This window comes from Tessaracoccus sp. SD287, assembly GCF_017355265.1.
Classification (GTDB): Bacteria; Actinomycetota; Actinomycetes; order Propionibacteriales; family Propionibacteriaceae; genus Aestuariimicrobium.
On sequence record NZ_JADIJQ010000034.1, the window covers coordinates 1 to 20847 of the forward strand.

Genomic DNA, 20847 nt, shown 5'->3' on the forward strand with positions numbered 1-20847 from the left:
GGGTGACGGTGGCCCGTTCGGCGAGGTCGGCGACTTCGGCGACGGCATGGTCGGGCACGTGCGCCGCGATCGGGGCGGCCTGGTCCAGGGTCAACCGGCCCTGCCCCATCATCGCCACCACAGGCGCCAAACCCTCGACCCGCTCGGCCACATGCACCAGCTGTTGGGCCTGGGCCGGCGACAGGCCGGTGTAGACCTGCAGCCAGTGCGCCGGGGAGCGGACCCCGTCACCGGCCCAGCCGCCATCGGCGAGCAGTTCTGCGGTCAGCGTGACGAGTTCGGCCTGGACCTGCGCGAGCTGGCCGGCGAGTTGTCCGGCCTGTTCGGTGCGGTGGATCCACCGGTCGACTCTGTCCATGCTCTATCGTACACACGTACTAATAAGGAATGCAAGAGTTCCAGTGGGGTTTTCTCAATGGTTTTCCTCCCACAAACCGCCAGGATGGCGGAAGCACAGCTGAACCATCACGAGCATGCGAAACGGACGGCTGGCTCCGGGTGCGCAGGGCACACAGAGATGCGCCGACGAGCACGCATCACAGTCACCACAAAGGATCGGACAGCGCGGCTGCCTACTACGCCGCACCCACCCCGGCGCTCGCCAGCGCCTCCCGCAGCCGCCTGATCGACGACTCGAGCCCCCACCGCTCGGCCAACCCGTCCAGACGCTCCTCGTCGGTCCTGATGGACGACGTCCGCAGGTCCACCTCGGCCACCGGCAGGTCGGTGACCACCTGGACGACCTCGCGGGCCGCGGCCAGGTAGTCGACCGAGGCGGCCAGCTTTGTCCGCAGACCGTTGGACATGCCCGAGGCCGCGTCCGACGCCGCAGCCACCATGCCGTCCAAGGAACCGTAGACCGTCACCAGCTGGGCGGCGGACTTCTCACCAATGCCCTTGACCCCCGGCAGGCCGTCGGAGGCGTCGCCCCGCAGCACCGAGAAGTCGACGTACTGCTCGGCGGTGATGCCGTACTTGGCCCGCAGCCAGGCCTCGTCGACCAACTCGTGCTTCGCGATCCCTTTGCCGATGTAGACCACCACGGTGGTGCCATGGGCCAACTGGAACAGGTCCCGGTCGCCGGTGACCACCAGGGTCGGCATCCTCGACTGCGTGGCCAGCGAGCCGAGGACGTCGTCAGCCTCGTGGTCGTCCACGCCCACCACCGGAATGCCGAAGGCGTCCAGCACGTCCAGGATGATTGGCACCTGGATGGCCAGCGCGTCCGGTGCCTCTTCGGCCTGGCCACTGGCAGCACCCTTGCCGGCGGCGCCGACCACGTCGGTCCGGCGATGCGGGTCGAGGCGGTGCGTCTTGTACGAGGGCACCAGCTGCACCCGCCAGGTCGGCCGCCAGTCGTTGTCCCAGGCGCAGGCAATCTCGGCTGGCTGGTACTGGTCGACAAGCTTGGCCAGCCCGTCGAGCAGGCCACGGACGGCATTGACCTGGGTGCCGTCGGGGGCCACCAGCGACGACGGCAGCCCGAAGAACGAGCGGAAATACATGGTCGCGGTGTCGAACACCATGCGGTGCGGCAAGTTGGTCACCTTGTGCATCATGTCATCATGGGTGGCGCCAAGGCATGACCGCCATCGAAGGAGCCCCCGTGACCGGCAGCCGCACCACCCGACTGCTCGGACCATCGGGTGCCGTCGCCGCCGGCGTGATGATCGCCCTGGCGTTCGCCCCGACCAGCCTGTGGCCGCTGGCCCTGGTCGGCATCGGCGTCTTCACCTGCCTCGTCCGCGTCGGCGACCACCCCCGCCCGCTGCGCCGCGGCGCCTGGTGGGGCTGGCTGATGGGGCTCGGCCTGTTCGTGTCGCTGGTGGGCTGGGTCTCAGTCCTCGGCTGGTACGTCGCGGTCGCCCTGTGCCTGTTCATGGCCGTCTGGGGCATCCTGATCGGATGGGGCACCGCCGCCGTGCGCCACCTGCCCGGCTGGCCGCTGCTGACCGCAGCGATCTGGTCGCTGGCCGAGTTCCTCAGCTCGAGGGTCCCCTTCGGCGGGTTCGGGTGGATGCGGCTGGGCTTCACCACGGCCGACATGCCCCTGGGCGGCTACCTGCCGTGGATCGGCGTCGGGGGCGTGAGCTACCTGGTCGCCCTGGTCGGCGTCCTGCTGGCATGGGGCATGGAACGCCTGCTGGACGGCGACGGGGTGCGCAGCCGACTGCGCCGGGGGACCGTCCCGGCCCTGCTCATCGTCGCCATCGCCGCGCTGGGGCCGATCGCCGGCCTGCGGCCCGCAACCGCTGCCACCGGTGACCAGATCGCCGTCGGCATGGTCCAGGGCAATGTTGATGGCACCGCCGGCTCGCAGGCCATGGGCTATGCCCGCTCGGTCACCAACAACCACCTCAGCGAGACGATCATGCTGATGGCCAAGGCCCGCGTCGGTCTGACCCCCATGCCCGAGTTCGTGCTGTGGCCCGAGAACGCCACCGACATCGACCCCACCATCGACCTGCAGACCCGGCAACTGGTCGAGGATGCCGTGAAGTTCGCCGAGGTGCCGATCTTTGTCGGCTCGGTGATGCGCGGCCCCGGTGAGAACGAGCGCCAGACCACCGGTTTGTGGTGGCACCCCAGCCAGGGCCTCACCGGACGCTACGACAAGCGCAACCTGGTGCCCTTCGGCGAGTTCATCCCCATGCGCGACGCACTGCTGCCGTTGCTGCCGATCCTCGAACAGGTCGGCGCCCAGTCCGTACCCGGCACCGAGCCGGGCGTCCTCGACGTACCGCTCAACCAGGGCAGGCTGCGCATCGGCGACGTGATCTGCTTCGAGTTGGCCTGGGACCGCACCGTCTACGACACCGTCATCAACGACGCCCAGCTGCTGGTGGTGCAGTCGAACAACGCCACCTACACCGCCACCGGTCAGCCCCGCCAGCAGTTCGAGATCACCCGGGTGCGTGCCATGGAACTGCGCCGCGACATTGTCGTGTCGACCACCAGTTCCTTCTCCGGCCACATCGACCCCCACGGACGGGTCCTCGACAAGACGCGCGAGTCGACGGCCGCCTCGGCCACCTACCTGGTGCCGCTGCGGCAGGGGACGACCCCCGCCGTGGCCGTCGGGCCGTGGTGGGAGCGCATCGCAGCCGGCGTCGGTGCCCTCGCCCTGGTCGCGGGCCTCGCAATGGCGGTGCGGGCGCGCCGAGCGGTTGAACTGGCCGCGTAGGATTGGGCGACATCTCGACCTACAGGGCAGGAGTCCGCATGACCCAGGAGAAGCACCGCTGGACGTCCATCGCGGTCCTGGCGGTGATGGTCGCCGTTCCGCTGCTGGAAATCTGGGTGATCGTCCAGCTCGGCGGTGCGCTCGGTGTCGGGTGGACGGTGGCGCTGCTGCTCGGCGTCGCTGCCGTCGGACTGGCCCTGGTCGTCCGCGAGGGTCGCCGCACCTGGCGCGCCACCCTGGAGACGATCGGCAGGGGAGAGGTTCCCACCCGCGAGATCTCCGACGGCACGCTGGTGATGCTCGGGGGAGCGTTGCTGATCTTCCCCGGTCTGGTCTCCGACGTGCTGGCGCTGCTCTGCCTGATCCCCGTGACCCGCGCGCTGCCGCGCAGCCTCATTGAACGCTGGGCCGCATCCCGCGGCGTGGTCAGCGGACTGCACACCACCCAGCGCAGAAGTTTCGCCGGTGGCGTGGTCATCCCGGGTGAGGTGGTCGACCCCGACCCGACCACCCCGAAAGCGCACGACAACCCGCCCCCCACGCTGGAGGGGCGGATCATCGACTAGGTGTGTTGGTTGGGCTGGTTCAGAGTTGATCGTTGCGGCGCAACTCGAGGCGCTCCGCCAGCAGGTCTTCCAGATCAGGGATGGAACGACGCTCGATGAGCATATCCCAGTGGGTACGCGGCGGCTTCGTCTGCTTCTCCTCCGGCGCGGTGCCGTCCGAGCGCAGAGCCTTGCGTCCGCACCTCGGGCATTCCCACTCCAACGGCAGTTCTGCCTCTGACGAGAACGTCAGCTCGAAGTGGTGGCCCTGCTCGCACTCAAAACCGAGTTGCTGTCGTCCAGCGAACTCAATGCCCTCTTCGTCCTCGAAGCTCTTGGATCCGAGTCCCATCCCACGCAATGCACGGTCTGCCATGGTTCCTCCTCCGGTCATCTTCAATGTAGCGACCTGACCAAGCGCGGGGGCAGAAAGTCACGACCACAGGCCGCGTGCCAGGCAGACCTGCTTCAGCACGTCGATCCGGTCGCTGATCAGACCGTCGACGCCCCAGTCGATCAGCTCATGCATCGTCTGCTCGTCGTCGATCGTCCAGACGTGGACGTCCTTGCCCCAGGCGTGCGCGCGGCGGATGAACGCCGGGGTCACCACCTCCACCTGGCGCCCGGCGATGGTGGTGCGGATCGGCACCTGGAAGGCAGCACCCCCCGGCGCCGGCCCGACACGGTACCGGGTGGCCGCGATGGCGGCCCCCACCCCCACCCGGCCCACGGCGGTGGCCACCTTCGGGCCGGCCAGTCGCCGGAAGCGATGCAGCCGTGCCTCATTGAACGAGCCCACGCAGACCCGGTCCTCGGCGCCGTGACGACGGATGGCGTGGGCCAACGGTGCCGCGGCGCCGGACGCCTTGAGGTCGATGTTGATGCGGCAGTCGACGGCGGCGAACACCTCGTCGAGAGTGGGAATCGGCTCCCCGCCGACCCGGGCCTGCCGCACCTCGCACAGGAGCAGGTCGGCGATCCGACCGGTGCGGTCGCTCACCCTGTCCAGGGAGTCGTCATGGAAGGCCACCAGGGCACCGTCGCGGGTGACGTGGACGTCTGTCTCGAGGTAGCGGAAGCCCAGGTCGGCGGCATTCCTGAAGGCCTGCAGGGTGTTCTCGCGTCCGATGTTGGTGGCCAGCAGGGCGCCACCGCGATGGGCCATGGCGACGAACGACGCGTCGAAGTACTGATGGTCAACGGCTCTCATGAACCCTCCCGGTCACCGCTGCTGGGCTCGTCCGCGGTGTGCGAGAATCACACCTTGTGACCAGCATCCTCTCGATTCAATCAGCCGTCGCCTACGGACACGCCGGGAACTCCTCGGCCGTCTTCCCCCTGCAGCGGTTGGGTGTCGAGACCTGGCCGGTGTACACGGTGATGTTCAGCAACCACACCGGCTACGGGGCGTGGCGTGGTCCGTTGATTCCCCCCGCCGACGTCCGTGAGGTCGTCCTCGGCATCGACGAGCGTGGTGCGCTGGCCCACTGCGACGCCGTGCTGTCCGGCTACCTCGGCGCCCCCGAGGTCGGAGAGGTCATCCTTGAGGCGGCCGCGCTGACCAAGAAGCGCAACCCGAATGCCCTCTACTGCTGTGACCCGGTGATGGGCGATGTCGGACGCGGCTTCTTCACCCGCCCCGGGGTTGCCGAGTTCTTCCGCGACCACGTGATCGCCGCCGCCGACGTGATCACCCCGAACCTGTTCGAGGTCGAGTTCCTGACCGGACGCAGCATCGCCACGATGGACGAACTGCTGGACGCCGTCGAGGTGTTGCGAGCAATGGGTCCCCACACCGTGCTGGTGACCTCGGCCCATTTCGAGGGGGAGTCGGTGATGCGCATGGTCGCGGTCAACGACCACGGTGCCTGGCAGGTCGAGACCCCGCTGATCGACCAGGCCTTCGTGGGCTCTGGTGACCTGACCACCGCGGTGTTCGTGGCGCGCCTGCTGTCCGGGCTGCCGTTGGCCGAGGTGCTGGCCCTGACCGCGGACTCGGTCCACGGCATCCTGGCCGCCACCCAGCGGTCGGGGTCCTCGGAGCTGGCAATCGTGACCGCCCAGGACGAACTGGTGAACCCGTCCAACCGCTGGGACGCCACCGCGCTGCGCTGAAGCGTTCGTTCGGTGCCTGCCACCGCAGGGCCACCGGCCGGTGCATGGCCATTTGCCCGTGACAAAAACGTCTGCCCCTGCTTCGAAGCAGGGGCAGACGTGGTGTTGCCAGGGCAACTGGCCGGAGGCCGACGTGACTCAGGCGATCACTCGTAGAAGACCTCGATGTTGGCGCCCAGGTCGTTGAGACGGCGGGGCAGGTCCTCGTAGCCGCGGTTGATCATGTAGACGTCTCGCAGCACGCTCTCGCCGCGGGCGGCCAGCGCGGCCAGCAGCAGGCAGACGGCCGGACGCAGGGCCGGCGGGCAGACCAATTCGCGTCCGCGCCACCGGGTGGGGCCCTTGACCTCGAGGCGATGCGGGTCGAGCAGCTTCACATTGGCGCCGAGCTTGCCCAGTTCGAGCAGGTGGATGGCCCGGTTCTCGTAGACCCAGTCATGGATCAGCGTTTCACCCTCGGCGGCGGCCGCGATGACGGCGAAGAACGGCAGGTTGTCGATGTTGAGGCCGGGGAAGGGCATCGGGTGGATCTTGTCCTTGGGGGCCACCAGCTTCGAGGGGTGCACCAGCACGTCGACCAGCCGGGTGTAACCGTTGCCCGAGGTGTACTCCTCGGACAGGGTGTACTTCAGACCCATCTCGGCCAGGATCGCCAGCTCGATCTCGAGGAACTCGATGGGGCAGCGGGTGACCGTGAGCTCGGAGTCGGTGACGATCGCGGCGGTGAGCAGGCTCATCGCCTCGATCGGGTCCTCGGAGGGCTGGTACTCGACGTCCACGTTGATTTCCTGGACCCCGGTCACCGTCAACGTGGTGGTGCCGATGCCGTCAATGCCCACGCCGAGGCGGGTGAGGAAGATGCACAGGTCCTGCACCATGTAGTTCGGCGAGGCGTTGCGGATGACGGTGGTGCCGGGGCTCTGGGCCGCAGCCAGCAGGGCGTTCTCGGTCACGGTGTCCCCGCGCTCGGTGAGCACGATCTTGCGGGTCCGGTCGTGGCCCGGCGCGACGGTGGCGTTGTAGAACCCCTCGGTCGCCACGACGTCCAACCCGAACTCCCGCAGCGCGTTCAGGTGCGGCTCCACGGTGCGCGAGCCCAGGTCGCAACCGCCCGCGTAGGGCAACTGGAAGGTCTGGTAGTAGTGCAGCAGTGGGCCCAGGAACATGATCACCGAGCGGGTCTTGCGGGCGGCGTCCAGGTCCATGGAGGCCAGGTCGAGCTGGTGCGGACGGGTCAGCGTCAGCACCGACTTGTCCTCGGTCCACTGGTGGGTGACGCCGATGCTCTCGAGCACCTCCAGGATGCGGTTGACCTCTTCGATGCGGGCGATGCCCACCAAGCGGGTGGTGCCCTTGTTGATCAGGGCGGCGCACAACAGGGCCACGGCGGCGTTCTTGGACGAGCGGACCTCGATCGACCCCGAGAGCTTGGCCTGCCCCTGGATCCGCAGGTTCATCGCCGTGGTCGGTAGGCCGGTGCTGATCAGCGGGCTGTCCAACGCCGAGGCGATGCGATTGATCATGTCAAGGCTCAAGTTCTGGCCTCCTGCCTCGATGCGGGTGATGGCGCTCTGGGACGTCGAGAGCACATCGGCCAGCTGCTTCTGCGTGAGCCCGCGCTGCTTGCGGGCGTCGCGGATGAGTCGTCCAATGCTGACGGCGGTGGTGTCGGTCATTCGACGAGTCTAACTCACATGCGAGATAAACGTGGTGCACGTGGCCGAAGGGGTGCCGGGCGGCCCCGGTCGGGCGGTCCCGGCGGGGCGCGTGCCGCAAGGCGACCGGGGTGCGAGACACGACAGGTTTCCCAGTAGAGTTGCGCCCATGAGTGCACATTTCGACGTCGTTGTCCTGGGCGCTGGTCCCGGTGGGTACGTGGCCGCCATCCGTGCCGCGCAGCTCGGCAAGAAGACCGCCATTATCGAGAAGAAGTACTGGGGCGGTGTGTGCCTCAACGTGGGATGCATCCCGACCAAGAGCCTGCTGCGCAATGCCGAGATCGCCCACATCGTGACCAAGGAGGCCGACCTGTTCGGGCTCGAGGGTCAGATGACGCCCCGCTACGGCAAGGCCTTCACGCGCAGTCGCGAGGTCGCGCAGCGGATGATCAATGGCATCCACTACCTGATGAAGAAGAACAAGATCACCGAGATCAACGGCTGGGGCGAGTTCAGCGGCCCGAAGTCGATCAATGTCACCGATGACAACGGTTCGGTCCAGGAAGTCACCGCCGACAACATCATCATTGCGACCGGCGCCACCTCCAAGCTGCTGCCCGGCACCGAGATCTCGGCGAACGTGGCCACCTACGAGGAGCAGATCCTGTCCGAGGAGCTGCCGGCATCGATCATCATCGCTGGCTCCGGTGCGATCGGCACCGAGTTCGCCTACGTGCTGAACTCCTACGGGGTCGATGTCACCATCGTCGAGTACGCCGACCGGATGGTGCCCACCGAGGACGCCGAGGTCTCGGCGGAGTTGGCCAAGGCCTACAAGAAGCTGGGGATCAAGGTGCTCACCAGCACCGCCGTCCAGACCATCGAGGACACCGGGTCCGGCGTCAAGGTCACCGTGGCCCCCGCCAAGGGTGGCGACTCCCAGGTGCTCGAGGCGGCCAAGGTGCTCTCGGCGCTCGGATTCGCCCCGCGCCTGACCGGCTACGGCCTGGAGAACACCGGGGTGGCCACCACCGAGCGCGGCGCCATCGCCATCGACGACTACATGCGCACCAACGTCGAGGGTGTCTACGCCATCGGCGACGTGACCGGCAAGATGATGCTGGCGCACACCGCCTCGGCCATGGCCATCGTCGCCGCCGAGACCCTGGCTGGTGAAGAGACCGAGCCGATCAACTTCGACATGATCCCGCGGGCAACCTACTGCCAGCCCCAGATCGCCAGCTTCGGCTACTCCGAGGCTCAGGCCAAGGAGAAGGGCTATGACGTCAAGAGCGCCAAGTTCCCGTTCTCGGCCAATGGCAAGGCCTGGGGCCTGGGCGATGCGACCGGCTTCGTGAAGATCGTCGTGGACGCCAAGTACAACGAGATCCTGGGCGCCTCGATGATCGGGCCCGACGTCACCGAGCTGCTGCCGCAGCTGGTGCTGGCCCAGCAGTACGACCTCACCACCGACGAGATCGGTCGGGCCGTGCACGCACACCCGACCCTGTCGGAGGCGATGAAGGAGGCCGCGGAGGGCATCGCGGGCCACATGATCCACTTCTGAGCCGCACGGTTCAGCGCACAGGCGCAGTGAACCGACCCAACAGGGTCGGGTTCGCTGCGCCTGTGTCGTCGTCCGGGACGACGGGCTCAGCTGGTGATGTCCTTGCTGGTGAACCGGGCCCAGGCGGCGGTGCCGAAGACCGCGATGTAGCCGAGTGCGACCAGCGCGCCGGTGCGCATCTCGGTCCAGTAGATCGGGTCACGCATCACGTCGGTGAACGACTGCAGACGGTTGGTCAGCAGCCACGGGTGCATCCAGTCGAGCTGGGGCACCGTCAGGACGATCCACATCAGCACCACGATCACCATCACCCCCACGGTGACCGCCATCGGCTGGTCGACCAGGGTGGACAGGAACAGCCCGATCGCGGCGATCGCCCACAGCGTCAGGCAGATGTAGGCCGCGGCCATCAGCAGTCGTGCGAGGGTCTCGCCGAAGCTGATCCGGCCACCCGACAGGGTGGCGCTGGGCCCGGCGCCGAAGAAGGCGACGCCCAGGACCCCACCGACCACCAGCACGATCAGCACCCCGATGACCGAACCGATCATGAGCGAGGCGTACTTGACCAGGAGCAGCCGCGTCCGTCCGACCGGCACCGAGAGCAGGTAGCGCAACGTGCCCTGGTTGGCCTCCCCGGCGATCGAGTCCCCCGACAGCATCGCCAGGGCCAGCGGCAGGAACATGGCTGACTCGGCGATGAGGGCCAGCAGCGGGACCGTCAGTCCGTTGGTCACCCCGGCGACGATGTCAATGTCACCCTCCTGGCGCATGCCGATGGTGATCATCACCGGCACCAGGGCCAGCACCAGCATCCCGATCCGGTTGCGCCACTTGCTGAGCATCAGGCCGATCTCGGAGCCCAGCAGCCGCCAGAAGGCTGCCGGGTAGGTCTTCGGCCGCGGCGACGGGGTGGTCACCGCGTCTGCCGGAAGGTCGGCCGACACGTCGGTGGCGGTCGCGGTGTCAGTCGACATTGAAGCCCTCCCCGGTGAGTTCCACGAACAGGTCCTCGAGGCGGTGCCCGGTGGTCGTGAACGATCGGACGCGCACGTCGGCGCGCACCAACCGCGCCACCACGTCCTCGCTGACGATGCCGGTGGCGTCGGCCCGCACCTCCTGTCCGTCGGCGTGCACGTCGGCCAGTCCGGCCTCGACCAGCACGCGACGTGCCGCCTCGGGGTCGGGTGTCTCCAGCAGCAGTTGGCCGGCGGCCTTGGACTTCAGCCCGGCCAGCGAGTCCTGGGCGACCAGGCGTCCGTGACTCATCACCCCGATGTGGCTGCACATCTGCTCGACCTCGTGCAGCAGGTGGCTGCTGACCAGCACCGTGCTGCCGTCCTCGGCCAGCGACGAGACCAGGTGGCGCACCTCCCGGGTGCCCTGCGGGTCGAGGCCATTGGTGGGTTCGTCCAGCACCAGCAGGTCGTGGGGCTGCATCAGTGCGGCGGCGATGCCGAGCCGCTGGCGCATGCCCATCGAGTAGGCCTTGAACTTCTTGTTGGCGGCGGCCTGGAGTCCCACCCGCTCGAGGGACTCGCCGATGCGCTGCTTTCGGGTCGCCGGGTTGGCGGTGCGGTCGGCGGCGTCGAGCCGTTTCAGGTTGGCCAGTCCGCTGAGGTGTCCGTGCATCGCCGGACCCTCGATCATGGCGCCGACGCGGGGCAGCGCCTGCTGCACCCGGCCGGGCACCTCATGGCCCAGCAGGGTGGCCGTGCCACCGCTGGGCGCGATCAGGCCGAGCAGCATCCGGATGGTGGTGGTCTTGCCCGAGCCGTTGGGTCCGAGGAAGCCGTAGACGGCCCCGGTCGGCACGGCCAGGTCGATGGCGTCGACGGCGGTCTGCTTGCCAAACCTCTTGGTCAGCCCGGTACTGCTGACCGCCAGCGGGCTCACCTCAGTGCCGCGTACAGCAGGGCGGGTTCCACCATGCCGACGGCCACCCGTCCGTCCGTGGTGACCACGGCGCTGAACAGGGCGGTGCTGACCAGTTTGCCCTCACCCCACTGGCCCTTGACCGTCGGGAACTGACCGAGCAGTTCGGCGATCATCGGGTCCTGGTTCTCGGCAGCGGTGAGGTCGCCCAGACCCGTGAGCACTCGCACCTGGGTCCAGCTCGTCCCGACCACCTGTGAATCCATGCCGGTGGGCTTGCCTGCCGGCTTGGTGGTGGGCGTGGTCTCGGGCACGGTGGCCCGCTTCTCGGCGGCCACCTGGTCGGCGTCCTTGACGGTGGCACCCGCGGGCGGGGTGAAGGTGAACACCTTGGCCGGGGGCGCCGTGAAGTCCACGGCGGTGAAGGCCACCTGGACCGCGGCCGTCGTGGTGCCCCGCGGAGTCACGATGAGCCGCAACGGTGTCGAGTTCTGCGCGTCGATCGCCAGCTTGACCTGGCCGATCCTGGTGCCGGGGGTGGTCGGCGTGAGCACCAACTGGTAGGCGGGCCGACCGGCGACGGTGGTGGCCTCGTCGGTGCTGACGTCGGTGGTGGGGTCCAGCTCAGCCAGGATCGCCTTGGCGATCTCACCGGGGGCCGGTGTGGTGGGCATCGTCGCCGGCTTCTTGTCCGCGCCGACCGCCTCATGCTTCTTCTGAATGGCCTCGCGGCTCTGGCTGTTCCACAGCCAGGTCTCGGTGGGGTTGTGGATCACCGAGAGTTCGGCCGAACCATTGACCTTGGCGACCTTCACCGAGTCGGATGCATTGGTCCAGATCCGCCAGGTGTGGTTGCCGGTGAGCAGGCTCATGGGGGACAGGTCATCGCCACCGGGACCGAACTGCGGCAGGGTGGGCAGCCCCAGGTTCATCGTCTGGGTGACGGTGCCGGACATCGCCACCGGCTTTGCCTTGGCCAGGTCGGTCAGGAGTTGTTCGGCGGTGCGGGGCGGCAGTCCGGGATCGGCGGAGGCGACCCGCTGGGAGACGGCAGGAATGCCGAACACCAGGGCGAGGGCGACCGAGGGAACCAGCCAACGCAGACGCGGGTGACGCTGAAGCGTGCTCATGGTTCCATTGTGCGCCTGCTGGCCAACAAGATCATCAGACCGGCGGCCCATTTCGGCAGCCGGTGCGGTCAGTCCGGGGACCGATCGGCGGTGGTTGAGCGCGAGCGTTGCCACCACATCGGCAGCAACCACCATGCGCCCAGGAATGCCACGGCCGCCACCGACGCGGTCACGACTGCTGAGGTCGTGTTCACCACGACGCTGAAGACGAGCGCCAGGACGGCCGTCATGGTCAGGCCCAGGGTGCCGAGGCCCACCCGCGCCATCACATGGGCGGCGTCCACGATGTGTCGCTTGCGGTTCTGGTGGAACAGGGCGCGGTGCACGCTGACCGGCGTCACCAGCAGCAGTACCGTCAGTACGGCCAGCACGACCGCCACCAGGAAGAGCACCGTCTGCGGCTGCGAGAGCCGGTCGAAGCGGGACTGGAACGGCAGGGTCAGCAGGAAGCCGGCGAGGATCTGGATGCCGGTCTGCAGTACCCGCAGTTCCTGCAGCAGTTCCCCGAAGTTGCGGTCGTACTGCTCCTCCGGCGTCTCGCCGCGCGCGTCGCGCGCGCCCTGGGCGTCGTGTTGGGTCATCCGGGGAGCATATTGCTCCCGGCGGCGGCCCGGCGCGTGAAACCCTAGGATCAGACCATGAATTCAGCGCGCCAGTTCGGCCAGTTCAGGGTCTCCTCCGTCGGCCTGGGGGCCATGCCGCTCTCGTTGCGCGACGGCGGACCGATCGATGAGGCCGAGGCGATCGGCACGATCCATGCCGCCCTGGAGGCCGGGGTCACCATGATTGACACCGCCGACATCTACGCCCCCACCTGGGACACGATGGGCCACAACGAGGCCCTGGTTGCCCGCGCCCTCGACCAATGGGGTGGCCACCGTGATGACATCGTCGTCGCGACCAAGGGGGGCATCCAGCGGGGGCCGGGGGAGAGCTGGGGACGCAACGGGTCGTACGAGTACCTGCGTGATCGGGCCGAGAAGGCATTGGTGAACCTGCAGGTCGAGGCACTCGACCTGTTCTACCTGCACCGTCCCGACCGCAGCCGCACCTACGCCGAGCAGGTGGGCGCCTTGCAGCGGTTGAAGGCCGAGGGCCTGATCAAGCAGATCGGCATCTCGAACGCCAACGTGGAAGAGATCAGCGTGGCGGTGGAGGTGCTGGGAGACGGTGAACTGGCGGCGGTGCAGAACGAGTTCTCACCCCGGTTCAACCACACCTCCTATCCCGAACTGCGCTACTGCGCCGACCACGGCATCGCCTTCGTCCCGTTCTCGCCGCTCGGCCAGGGCAGCTACGCCAAGAACCTGGGCGAGAAGTTCCCCCAGATCGCCGAGGTCGCACGCAACCACGGGGTGAGCCCACAGCAGGTCACCCTGGCCTGGGAGCTCTCGCTGGGCGACAACGTCATCGTCATCCCGGGCGCCTCGCGGCCACAGTCCATCATCGACTCGGCGGCGGCGATGCACCTGCAGCTTAGCCCGGACGAGGTCGCGTCCATCAGCGAGCGCCTGCTGGCCTGAGCGATGTGTCGGTGGCCGCGACTAGGGTGGGTGGACATGAGGCATCTGCATGGTTGACCAGCGCCCGGGAGTGATTCCGAGGGCCACGGCCACCGACCCCACCCTGGTCGTGGCCGGGGTGGTCGTTGACGCCAGGGGTCGGGTGCTGGCTGCCCGACGCAGCTATCCCGAATCACTCGCCGGCCGCTGGGAGTTCCCCGGCGGCAAGGCCGCCCCGGATGAGACACCGCAGCAGGCGCTGGTGCGGGAACTGGACGAGGAACTCGGCATCCGCGCCCTCGTGGGCGACGAAGTCGTCGGCCCCGACCACGGCCACTGGCCGATCAATGAGGAGCTGACCATGCGCGCCTACTGGTGCCAGAGCGACGACGTCGCGACCCACACCGGCCGCGACCACGACCAACTGGTCTGGGTCGGCCCGCAGGACCTGCCGGCACTGGCCTGGCTGCCGGCCGACGTGGCCCTGGCCGAGACGGTCGCCCACCACCTGCTCCACGGCCCCGCGTCAGCCAGGGGATTGTGATGGCCGAGTCAGAATGGCTGCGACGTAGCGCCCACGTCGAGGACATCCGCCCCGACCCCAACGACGGTCCTGAACCCGATGCCGTCATCGAGATCCAGGTGCGCCACCACTGCCACCGCGACCACGAGCACCGCAGCTGGATCGCCGCCCCCGCCGCCCTGTCCTCGCGGGTGCCGCCCTACACCGTCGCCGTCCTGGTCAATCGGGAACAGTGCGACGTGGTGCGGTTTGACCGCGGCGAAGCCGTGAACACGGCCGGACTGCTCGCCGCCGCCGCCGCGATCGCCGTGATCCTGCTGATCGTCGTGCTGGTCATCATCATCTGAATCGCCCGTTCGCCGGTGTGCCACGATGATTCCCATGACGGCCCACTTCCGCTCCGCATACCACCACGGTTTCATCCGAGCAGCGGCCTCGTCGCTACCGATCGTCCTGGCCCAACCGGAACTCAACGCGGCCCATGTGCTGACCGCCCTGGACGCGCTGGCTGATGACGCGGTCGGCCTGGTCACCTTCCCGGAGCTGTCGCTGAGCGGCTACTCCCTGGATGACCTGCTGCTGGCCGACCCACTGCTGGATGCCACCCTGGCCGGCATCGAGACGATTCGTGAAGCCAGCACCGAGCGGCTCCCGGTGGTCGTCGTCGGCGCCCCGCTGAGGTGGCGCCACCGCGTCTACAACTGCGCGGTGGTCATCCATCGCGGCAGCATCCTGGGCGTCGTCCCGAAGTCGTTCCTGCCGAACTACCGCGAGTTCTACGAACGACGCTGGTTCGCCCCCGGTGACGACGTCGTCGGGCAGACCATCCGGATCGGCGAGCAGGACGTGCCCTTCGGTTCCGACCTGCTCTTCGAGGCGAGCGACAACCCCGACTTCGTGCTGGGCGTCGAGATCTGCGAGGACATGTGGGTGCCGATCACCCCCGCCGCCGAACTGGCCCTGGCCGGGGCCACCGTCGTGGTGAACCTGTCGGCCTCACCGATCACCATTGGTCGGGCCGAGGACCGGATGCTGCTCGGCCGCTCCACCTCGGCGCGCTGCCTGACCGCCTACCTGTACGCCGCCGGCGGGGCGGGGGAATCCACCACCGACCTGGCCTGGGACGGCCAGACCTTCATCTATGAACTCGGTGACCTGCTGGGCGAGTCGGAGCGCTTTGCCGCCACCGCGGTCGCCACCGTCGCCGACCTGGACACCCGCCGCATTGCCGCCGAACGTGCCCGGCAGGGCAGCTTCGACGACAACCGCCGCACCCACGCGCAGCGACTGGGCCGGTTCCGACGCATCAGTTTCACCCTGGCCCCGCCGATGGACGACATTGGCCTGCGGCGCCACGTCGACCGCTTTCCGTTCGTCCCCGACGACCCGTCACGTCTGGCCCTGGACTGCTACGAGGCCTACAGCATCCAGGTCGCGGGACTCGAGCAGCGGCTGCGCGCCATCGGCGGCGACCGCCAGGACGGGCCGCGGCCGGTGATCGGCGTCTCCGGCGGGTTGGACTCGACGCATGCGCTGATCGTCTGTGCCCGCGCCATGGACAGACTGGGGCGTGACCGCAGCGACATCCTGACCGTCACCATGCCGGGCTTCGCCACCACCGCCCACACCAGGACCAACGCACAGGCACTGTCCGAGGCGCTCGGGGTGAGCTTTGAGGAACTCGACATCCGTGGGGCCGCGACGCAGATGTTGATCGACATGGGCCATCCCTTCGGTCGAGGCGAACCGGTCTACGACATCACCTTTGAGAACGTGCAGGCAGGACTGCGCTACGACTACCTCTTTCGCATCGCCAACCAGCGCAATGGGATCGTGATCGGCACCGGTGACCTGTCCGAACTGGCGCTCGGGTGGTGCACCTACGGCGTCGGCGACCAGATGAGCCACTACACGGTGAACTCCGGGGTGCCGAAGACGTTGATGCAACACCTGATTCGCTGGGTGGTCAGCGAGGGACTGTTCGAGTCGTCCGTCAACGAACTGCTGCTGTCGATCCTGGGCACCGAGATCACCCCCGAACTGGTCCCCACCCAGACAGGGGAGCGGCCGCAGTCGACCGAGGAGTCCATCGGCCCCTACGCCCTGCACGACTTCACCCTGTACCAGGTGCTGCGGCTGGGCAGTGGACCCGGCCGGGCGGCCTTCTTGGCCTGGCATGCCTGGCACGACGTCGACCAGGGGCAGTGGCCAGCCGGCTACCCCGACCACGAGCGCACCGCCTATGACCTGGCCACGATCCGGCACTGGATGGAGGTCTTCCACCGACGCTTCTTCACCAACCAGTTCAAGCGCTCCGCCCTGCCGAACGGTCCCAAGGTGCTGGCCGGGGGAGCCTTGAGCCCGCGGGGTGACTGGCGGATGCCCTCGGACGTCTCGGCCGCGGCCTGGCTCGCCGAGCTCGACCGCGACGTCCCACCTCATGACCGCGCGGACGTAGGGTGAAGTCGTGAGCCTGACCTTTGACAATGTTCTGGACGACTCGATCCTGCTGTTCCTCGAGAACCACCGCGCCTTTGCTGATTTCATCAACCGCGAGATCGACGGTGGCAGCGAGCAGGTGAAGGTCGACCTCGACCGCCGCCAGATCACCTTTTTGCCGCGCCTGGTCAAACGCCCCGAGGTCGTCGTCACCATGCACGTCGCCGCCATCGTCAAGGCCGAACCGGCGGTGGCCGAGTGGGCGTGGGGGCTGGACGACTATGCCGACAAGCCGATCTCGGTGATGAGTTCCCGGGTGCGGGACTTCGGCCAGGGACAGGGCATCGCGACCTTCGCGGAGGCACGCCATCCGCTGCCGGAGTCGAGCAACCCCGCGATGCACGCGATTGCCCTGGCGGCGACCGCCTGCCGCATCACGGGCATGCCCACTGCCCACCTGGTGCCGGGCGGCGGTGCCCAGGTCGTGCTGCTGCTGGACCCGGCAAACTTCATGCCGCCGGTGCCCAGCGTCACCACCCTGCCCGACCTGATCACCAGTTCCACCGGGACGGGGCTGGTCACCGATGGCCGCCGCGCGGTGCAGGGCTACGCGCAGGGACGTGGGCTGGGCTACCAGTGGACCGAGGGCTTCGGGTCGCTGCAGATTGCCCTGCCGGATGGCTCGATCACCGTCGGATTCGACGAGCGGGGCGTTCCCAGCATCATCGGGTAGTCACCACGCCAAAGAAGCACCGCGTAGTCATGGATAGTTGAGCCGATCAGGGGCAGAATGACAAGCGTTCGCGCGATTGGCTGGGGGAGCAGATGGCGGCAGGCAGGGCGGCTCGAGTCGCCGTCACATCCTTCCTCGCCACTGGAGCGCTGCTCGTGGGGCTGGTGTCGGCGGGTGTCCCCGGTGCGTCGGTGTCCGAAGCGGTTCCCGCGGAAACCCGACCCACCATCACCCGCAGTGAGCACACGACCCGGTCACTGCCCTTCCTGCGCCAGGACACCGGTGAACTGGACGACGAGTTCACCCTCCAATGGGGACAGGACGCGGGGACCGCATCGACCGCGGACGACTCGTGGACGTTGAGCACCAGTGCCCCGCCCGACGAACAGGCGCCCGGCGAGGACACGGCCGTCCTCAACGACCCGGGCGAGGTCACGGTGGCCGTCGTCAAGCGGGTCATCCTGGCCCAGGGACAGTTGCTGTCGATGCCCGTGCAGGGCCCGGTCACCTCGACCTTCGGCATGCGTCTGCACCCCATCCTGCGGGTGTACAAGTTGCACACCGGCACCGACTTCGGGGTGGGGTGCGGCACCCCGGTGGGCGCGTCGGCACCGGGGACCGTCGTCTCGGCGGGGTGGGCCGGTGGCTACGGAATCCAGGTCGTCATTGACCACGGCCGACTCGGCGGCCACCACATTCGCACCACCTACAATCACCTCTCGGTGGTGGGCGTGCGGCCCGGCCAGCAGGTGACCACCGGCGACGGCGTGGGACTGGTGGGCAACACGGGGTACTCGACGGGCTGCCACCTTCACTTCGAGGTGATCGCCGACGGCTCGTTCACCGATCCGATGCCGTGGCTCAACGGCCGCGCGGTGATCGTCGACATCAAGCACATGCAGCCCGTCCCGCTGGGCACGACGTCGCCGTCGGTGAGTCCGTCGCCGTCGGTGAGTCCGTCGCCCTCGGTGAGCGCGTCGCCTTCGGTGAGCGCGTCGCCGTCGGTGAGCGCGTCGCCGTCGGTGAGTCCGTCGCCGTCGGTGAGTCCGTCGCCGTCGGTGAGTCCGTCGCCGTCGGTGAGTCCCTCGCCTTCGGTGAGTCCGTCGCCCTCGGTCAGTCCGTCACCGTCCTCGCCGCTGACCCCGTCCCCCTCGGTGAGCGCATCGCAGCCACCGAGCCCCAGCACGTCCACGACGCCGTGCGTCGTCCCCAGCGCTCCGACGCTGCTGAGCCCGGGGCCGACCTCGCCGGTGCCCTGCCAGAGTTCGACGACGTCACCTGTGTCCCCGCCGCCGTCCAGCACGCCGCCCGCGAGCACCGACCAGGGCACCCAGACCCCGTCGGCGACTGGGCAGGAGACCCTCAGCCCGAGCCAGTCGGCGACGCCCTGAGCGGGTGGGGCTACTTCCCGCCGACACCGTGGAAGTGGTGGTCGCCCTCGACGTAGAACCAGCGGCGGCCGCGCTTCTCGAACGTACTGACCTCGTGCAGGTCGGCCTGGTGGCCGTCCTCGAGCAGCCAGTGCGCGGTGAAATCCACCTGCCCGGTGGTGTCGTGTTCCTCACCATGGAGAGTTCGGTTGATGGACAATCCCGTCCAGGTCACGTTCTCGAGGTCGATCTGGTCAGGGCGGGTACGCGGGTGCCAGGTGCGGAACAGGTGGTCGCCGTGGCGCAGCACGTAGGCGGTGTAGCGCGACCGCATGCACTGCTCGGCCGTGGTCGGGAACTGACCGCCGGTGATGAATCGCCCACAGCAGGCTCCGTAGGTGTCCCCGGTGCCACAGGGGCACGGTTCGTCGTCGGGCAGGTCGATCGGGTTGTTGGCGATGGCGGAGGAGAAGGCGTCTGAGGTCACCCCTCGATTGTGCCGGACCCCACGACCGCGGTCAGGTCAAGGTGGTCCCACGCCCAACGACGCCGCAGCCATCGGTCGTGGCTGGCGACGACGATCGCGCCGGGGTAGTCGGCCAAGGAGTCCTCCAGGTCGCTGGCCAGTGCCAGGGAGAAGTGGTTGGTGGGTTCGTCCAGCAGGAGCAGGTCCGGGGGATGGGCCAGCACCATGGCCAGGGCGAGTCGACGTTGTTGGCCCACGCTCAGCGACCCGACCCGGCGGTCCACGTCGCGAGGGTGCACCAGGCCGAAGGACGTCAGCGGTGCCCGCTCGGCCCGATCAACGCCCACTGACTGCTCGTAGAGGGCGCCCACCACGGCGTGCTGGTTGAGGTGGACCTCCTGGGCGAGCCTGCCCACGGTGACCTGGCGCGGCACCGTGAGGGTGCCAGACGTGGGCGTCAGCGAACCGTCCAGCAGCGCCAGCAGCGTCGACTTGCCGCTGCCGTTGGCTCCGGTGACCAGCCACCTCTGGGACCTGCCGATGGCCAAGGATGTCGGTGCCAGTCGTCCATGGACCTCGACCTGGCTGGCGACGGCGACCACCGGGGGAACGGTATGGGCATCGCGTAGGGCCACGTCCAGCCCGGCGAACTCCAGCCGTCCGGGTGGTTTGCGCACCTGGGTTCGGCGCAAGTCCTCGTACCGGCCGCGGGCATCGTTGACCCGCCGCGAGACCACGGTGGCATTGCGGTCGGCGTAGAACTTCTTGGCGGCCCGCGCCTCGCTGCGCGGCGCCGCCCCGGGATGTCCCACCTGATGGTTGTCCTTCACCTGCCGTTCGAGCCGCCCGAGTTCGTCCTGCTCGTCGCGGTACTGACGAAGCCAGCGGTGCTGCGCGTCACGGCGAGCCGCCAGGTAGTCGCTGAATCCTCCGGTCCAGGCGGTGACGCCAATGGCGCTGGTGGGGCCGTCGGTGGCCACGTCATGGACCAGCGCATGGGGCAGCGGCGCAGGGTCGAGGTCGATGATGCCGGTGGCGACCTCGTCCAGGAACGCACGGTCGTGGCTGGCCATCAGCACCGGACCGCGCCACGAGGCGAGCGTGGCGGCCAGGAAAGCACTGCCGTGGTCGTCCAGATGGTTGGTGGGCTCGTCCAGCAACAACGTGTCAGGTCGCGACAGCAGCAGCCAGGCCAACGCCAACCGCGCTTGTTGGCCACCCGACAGCTCACCGACGAACCGGTGTGCCGGAAGCTGGCCGAGTCCCACGCCGTCGAGCACGAGGGCGACGCGCTGCTCCAGGCTCCAGACCTCGGCCCGCGTGGCGTCCTCCAACGCCTGCTCGTAGCGCGCCTCGGCCGCCAGGTCACCGGGTGCGGCGGCCAGTCCCGCGGTGGCATCCTCGAACTCCCGCAGGATCGCCCACGGGACGGCCAGTGCCTCGCGGCAGACCTCGGCGATGCTTGCCAGTTCCCGGAACGGGCGCTGCTGCCACAGCAGGCCGACGCGTCCGGGCGCCTGGACCTCACCCGCGTCAGGCACCTCGACGCCGGCGGCCAGCCGCAGCAGGGTCGACTTTCCCGCGCCGTTCTCGCCGATCAGTGCGATCCGTTGGCCCTGGGAGACGGCGAACGAGACGTCGGTGATTACCCGCCGGTCGGGATAGGACTTGCTGATGCCGGTGACGCGCAGGTGGGCGCCGGCCGCCAGGGCGGCGGGGGAGTGGGTGGTGACCATGGAAGAC

21 protein-coding genes and 1 pseudogene are annotated in these 20847 nt (G+C 68.5%); 10 read left to right on the top strand and 12 right to left on the bottom strand.

Annotation, left to right across the window (positions count from 1 at the left end):
- Positions 1-358 (bottom strand): DUF222 domain-containing protein (locus IPV09_RS11925; RefSeq protein WP_207475481.1); only part of this gene is annotated, 358 nt, incomplete at its 3' end.
- Between the two features lie 217 nt (positions 359-575).
- Positions 576-1547: a 5'-3' exonuclease H3TH domain-containing protein gene (locus IPV09_RS11930; protein ID WP_370590308.1), complete on the bottom strand. Its 972-nt coding sequence runs from the start codon at positions 1545-1547 to the stop codon at positions 576-578.
- Between the two features lie 35 nt (positions 1548-1582).
- On the opposite strand from IPV09_RS11930, the gene lnt reads away from it, so the two are divergent.
- A complete protein-coding gene (gene lnt / locus IPV09_RS11935) occupies positions 1583-3184 on the top strand; it encodes an apolipoprotein N-acyltransferase (protein WP_207475482.1) in 1602 nt (533 codons plus the stop codon).
- 38 nt (positions 3185-3222) lie between these two features.
- Positions 3223-3750 carry an FxsA family protein gene (locus IPV09_RS11940; RefSeq protein WP_207475483.1) on the top strand — a complete coding sequence of 176 codons (528 nt, stop codon included), beginning with the start codon at positions 3223-3225 and terminating at the stop codon, positions 3748-3750.
- A 19-nt stretch (positions 3751-3769) separates the two neighbouring features.
- Here the strand turns inward: IPV09_RS11940 and IPV09_RS11945 are convergent, their stop codons facing one another.
- Positions 3770-4105 (bottom strand): RNA polymerase-binding protein RbpA, encoded by a 336-nt coding sequence (locus IPV09_RS11945; RefSeq protein WP_207475484.1) that lies wholly within the window; start codon positions 4103-4105, stop codon positions 3770-3772.
- A gap of 57 nt (positions 4106-4162) precedes the next feature.
- On the bottom strand, positions 4163-4939 hold the full coding sequence (locus IPV09_RS11950; RefSeq protein ID WP_207475485.1) for a glycerophosphodiester phosphodiesterase: 777 nt from the start codon (positions 4937-4939) through the stop codon (positions 4163-4165).
- A gap of 56 nt (positions 4940-4995) precedes the next feature.
- Here IPV09_RS11950 and pdxY point away from each other — a divergent pair, with 56 nt between their 5' ends.
- Positions 4996-5844 carry a pyridoxal kinase PdxY gene (pdxY, locus tag IPV09_RS11955; RefSeq protein WP_207475486.1) on the top strand — a complete coding sequence of 283 codons (849 nt, stop codon included), beginning with the start codon at positions 4996-4998 and terminating at the stop codon, positions 5842-5844.
- A 146-nt stretch (positions 5845-5990) separates the two neighbouring features.
- On the opposite strand, the gene IPV09_RS11960 is transcribed toward pdxY, so the two are convergent.
- On the bottom strand, positions 5991-7520 hold the full coding sequence (locus IPV09_RS11960) for a UDP-N-acetylglucosamine 1-carboxyvinyltransferase (RefSeq protein ID WP_207475487.1): 1530 nt from the start codon (positions 7518-7520) through the stop codon (positions 5991-5993).
- A gap of 148 nt (positions 7521-7668) precedes the next feature.
- Between IPV09_RS11960 and lpdA the strand changes: the two genes are divergently transcribed.
- The gene (lpdA, locus tag IPV09_RS11965; protein ID WP_207475488.1) at positions 7669-9069 is read left to right on the top strand and encodes a dihydrolipoyl dehydrogenase; all 1401 of its coding nucleotides are present in this window, start codon (positions 7669-7671) and stop codon (positions 9067-9069) included.
- 86 nt (positions 9070-9155) lie between these two features.
- Here the strand turns inward: lpdA and IPV09_RS11970 are convergent, their stop codons facing one another.
- From IPV09_RS11970 to IPV09_RS11985, 4 genes are all read right to left on the bottom strand, one after another.
- Positions 9156-10043: an ABC transporter permease gene (locus IPV09_RS11970; RefSeq protein ID WP_207475489.1), complete on the bottom strand. Its 888-nt coding sequence runs from the start codon at positions 10041-10043 to the stop codon at positions 9156-9158.
- Positions 10033-10962, bottom strand: coding sequence for an ABC transporter ATP-binding protein (locus IPV09_RS11975; RefSeq protein ID WP_370590309.1), 930 nt, complete (start codon positions 10960-10962; stop codon positions 10033-10035). Before IPV09_RS11975 ends, IPV09_RS11970 begins: the two co-directional genes overlap by 11 nt.
- Positions 10959-12071 (bottom strand): hypothetical protein, encoded by a 1113-nt coding sequence (locus IPV09_RS11980; protein WP_207475490.1) that lies wholly within the window; start codon positions 12069-12071, stop codon positions 10959-10961. The genes IPV09_RS11975 and IPV09_RS11980 overlap by 4 nt, the downstream gene beginning before the upstream one ends.
- A gap of 68 nt (positions 12072-12139) precedes the next feature.
- The gene (locus IPV09_RS11985) at positions 12140-12652 is read right to left on the bottom strand and encodes a DUF6328 family protein (protein ID WP_207475491.1); all 513 of its coding nucleotides are present in this window, start codon (positions 12650-12652) and stop codon (positions 12140-12142) included.
- A 57-nt stretch (positions 12653-12709) separates the two neighbouring features.
- On the opposite strand from IPV09_RS11985, the gene IPV09_RS11990 reads away from it, so the two are divergent.
- The 6 genes and pseudogenes from IPV09_RS11990 to IPV09_RS14700 all read left to right on the top strand — a co-directional run.
- Positions 12710-13594: an aldo/keto reductase gene (locus IPV09_RS11990; RefSeq protein ID WP_207475492.1), complete on the top strand. Its 885-nt coding sequence runs from the start codon at positions 12710-12712 to the stop codon at positions 13592-13594.
- 49 nt (positions 13595-13643) lie between these two features.
- A complete protein-coding gene (locus tag IPV09_RS11995) occupies positions 13644-14117 on the top strand; it encodes a (deoxy)nucleoside triphosphate pyrophosphohydrolase (RefSeq protein WP_207475493.1) in 474 nt (157 codons plus the stop codon).
- A complete protein-coding gene (locus IPV09_RS12000; protein ID WP_207475494.1) occupies positions 14117-14443 on the top strand; it encodes a hypothetical protein in 327 nt (108 codons plus the stop codon). Before IPV09_RS11995 ends, IPV09_RS12000 begins: the two co-directional genes overlap by 1 nt.
- A gap of 34 nt (positions 14444-14477) precedes the next feature.
- Positions 14478-16559 (top strand): NAD(+) synthase, encoded by a 2082-nt coding sequence (locus IPV09_RS12005; protein ID WP_207475495.1) that lies wholly within the window; start codon positions 14478-14480, stop codon positions 16557-16559.
- A gap of 4 nt (positions 16560-16563) precedes the next feature.
- The gene (locus IPV09_RS12010) at positions 16564-17268 is read left to right on the top strand and encodes a DUF6882 domain-containing protein (protein WP_207475496.1); all 705 of its coding nucleotides are present in this window, start codon (positions 16564-16566) and stop codon (positions 17266-17268) included.
- Positions 17269-17789: 521 nt separating this feature from the next.
- Positions 17790-18059 (top strand): annotated as a pseudogene (locus tag IPV09_RS14700) (M23 family metallopeptidase); the annotation flags it as partial.
- A gap of 20 nt (positions 18060-18079) precedes the next feature.
- Here IPV09_RS14700 and IPV09_RS14315 read toward each other — a convergent pair.
- The 3 genes from IPV09_RS14315 to IPV09_RS12025 form a co-directional block, all read right to left on the bottom strand.
- The gene (locus tag IPV09_RS14315) at positions 18080-18598 is read right to left on the bottom strand and encodes a hypothetical protein (RefSeq protein WP_242681562.1); all 519 of its coding nucleotides are present in this window, start codon (positions 18596-18598) and stop codon (positions 18080-18082) included.
- Positions 18599-18669: 71 nt separating this feature from the next.
- On the bottom strand, positions 18670-19125 hold the full coding sequence (locus IPV09_RS12020) for a YchJ family protein (protein ID WP_370590310.1): 456 nt from the start codon (positions 19123-19125) through the stop codon (positions 18670-18672).
- Positions 19122-20840 carry an ABC-F family ATP-binding cassette domain-containing protein gene (locus tag IPV09_RS12025; RefSeq protein ID WP_207475498.1) on the bottom strand — a complete coding sequence of 573 codons (1719 nt, stop codon included), beginning with the start codon at positions 20838-20840 and terminating at the stop codon, positions 19122-19124. Before IPV09_RS12025 ends, IPV09_RS12020 begins: the two co-directional genes overlap by 4 nt.
- Positions 20841-20847: the final 7 nt, after the last annotated feature.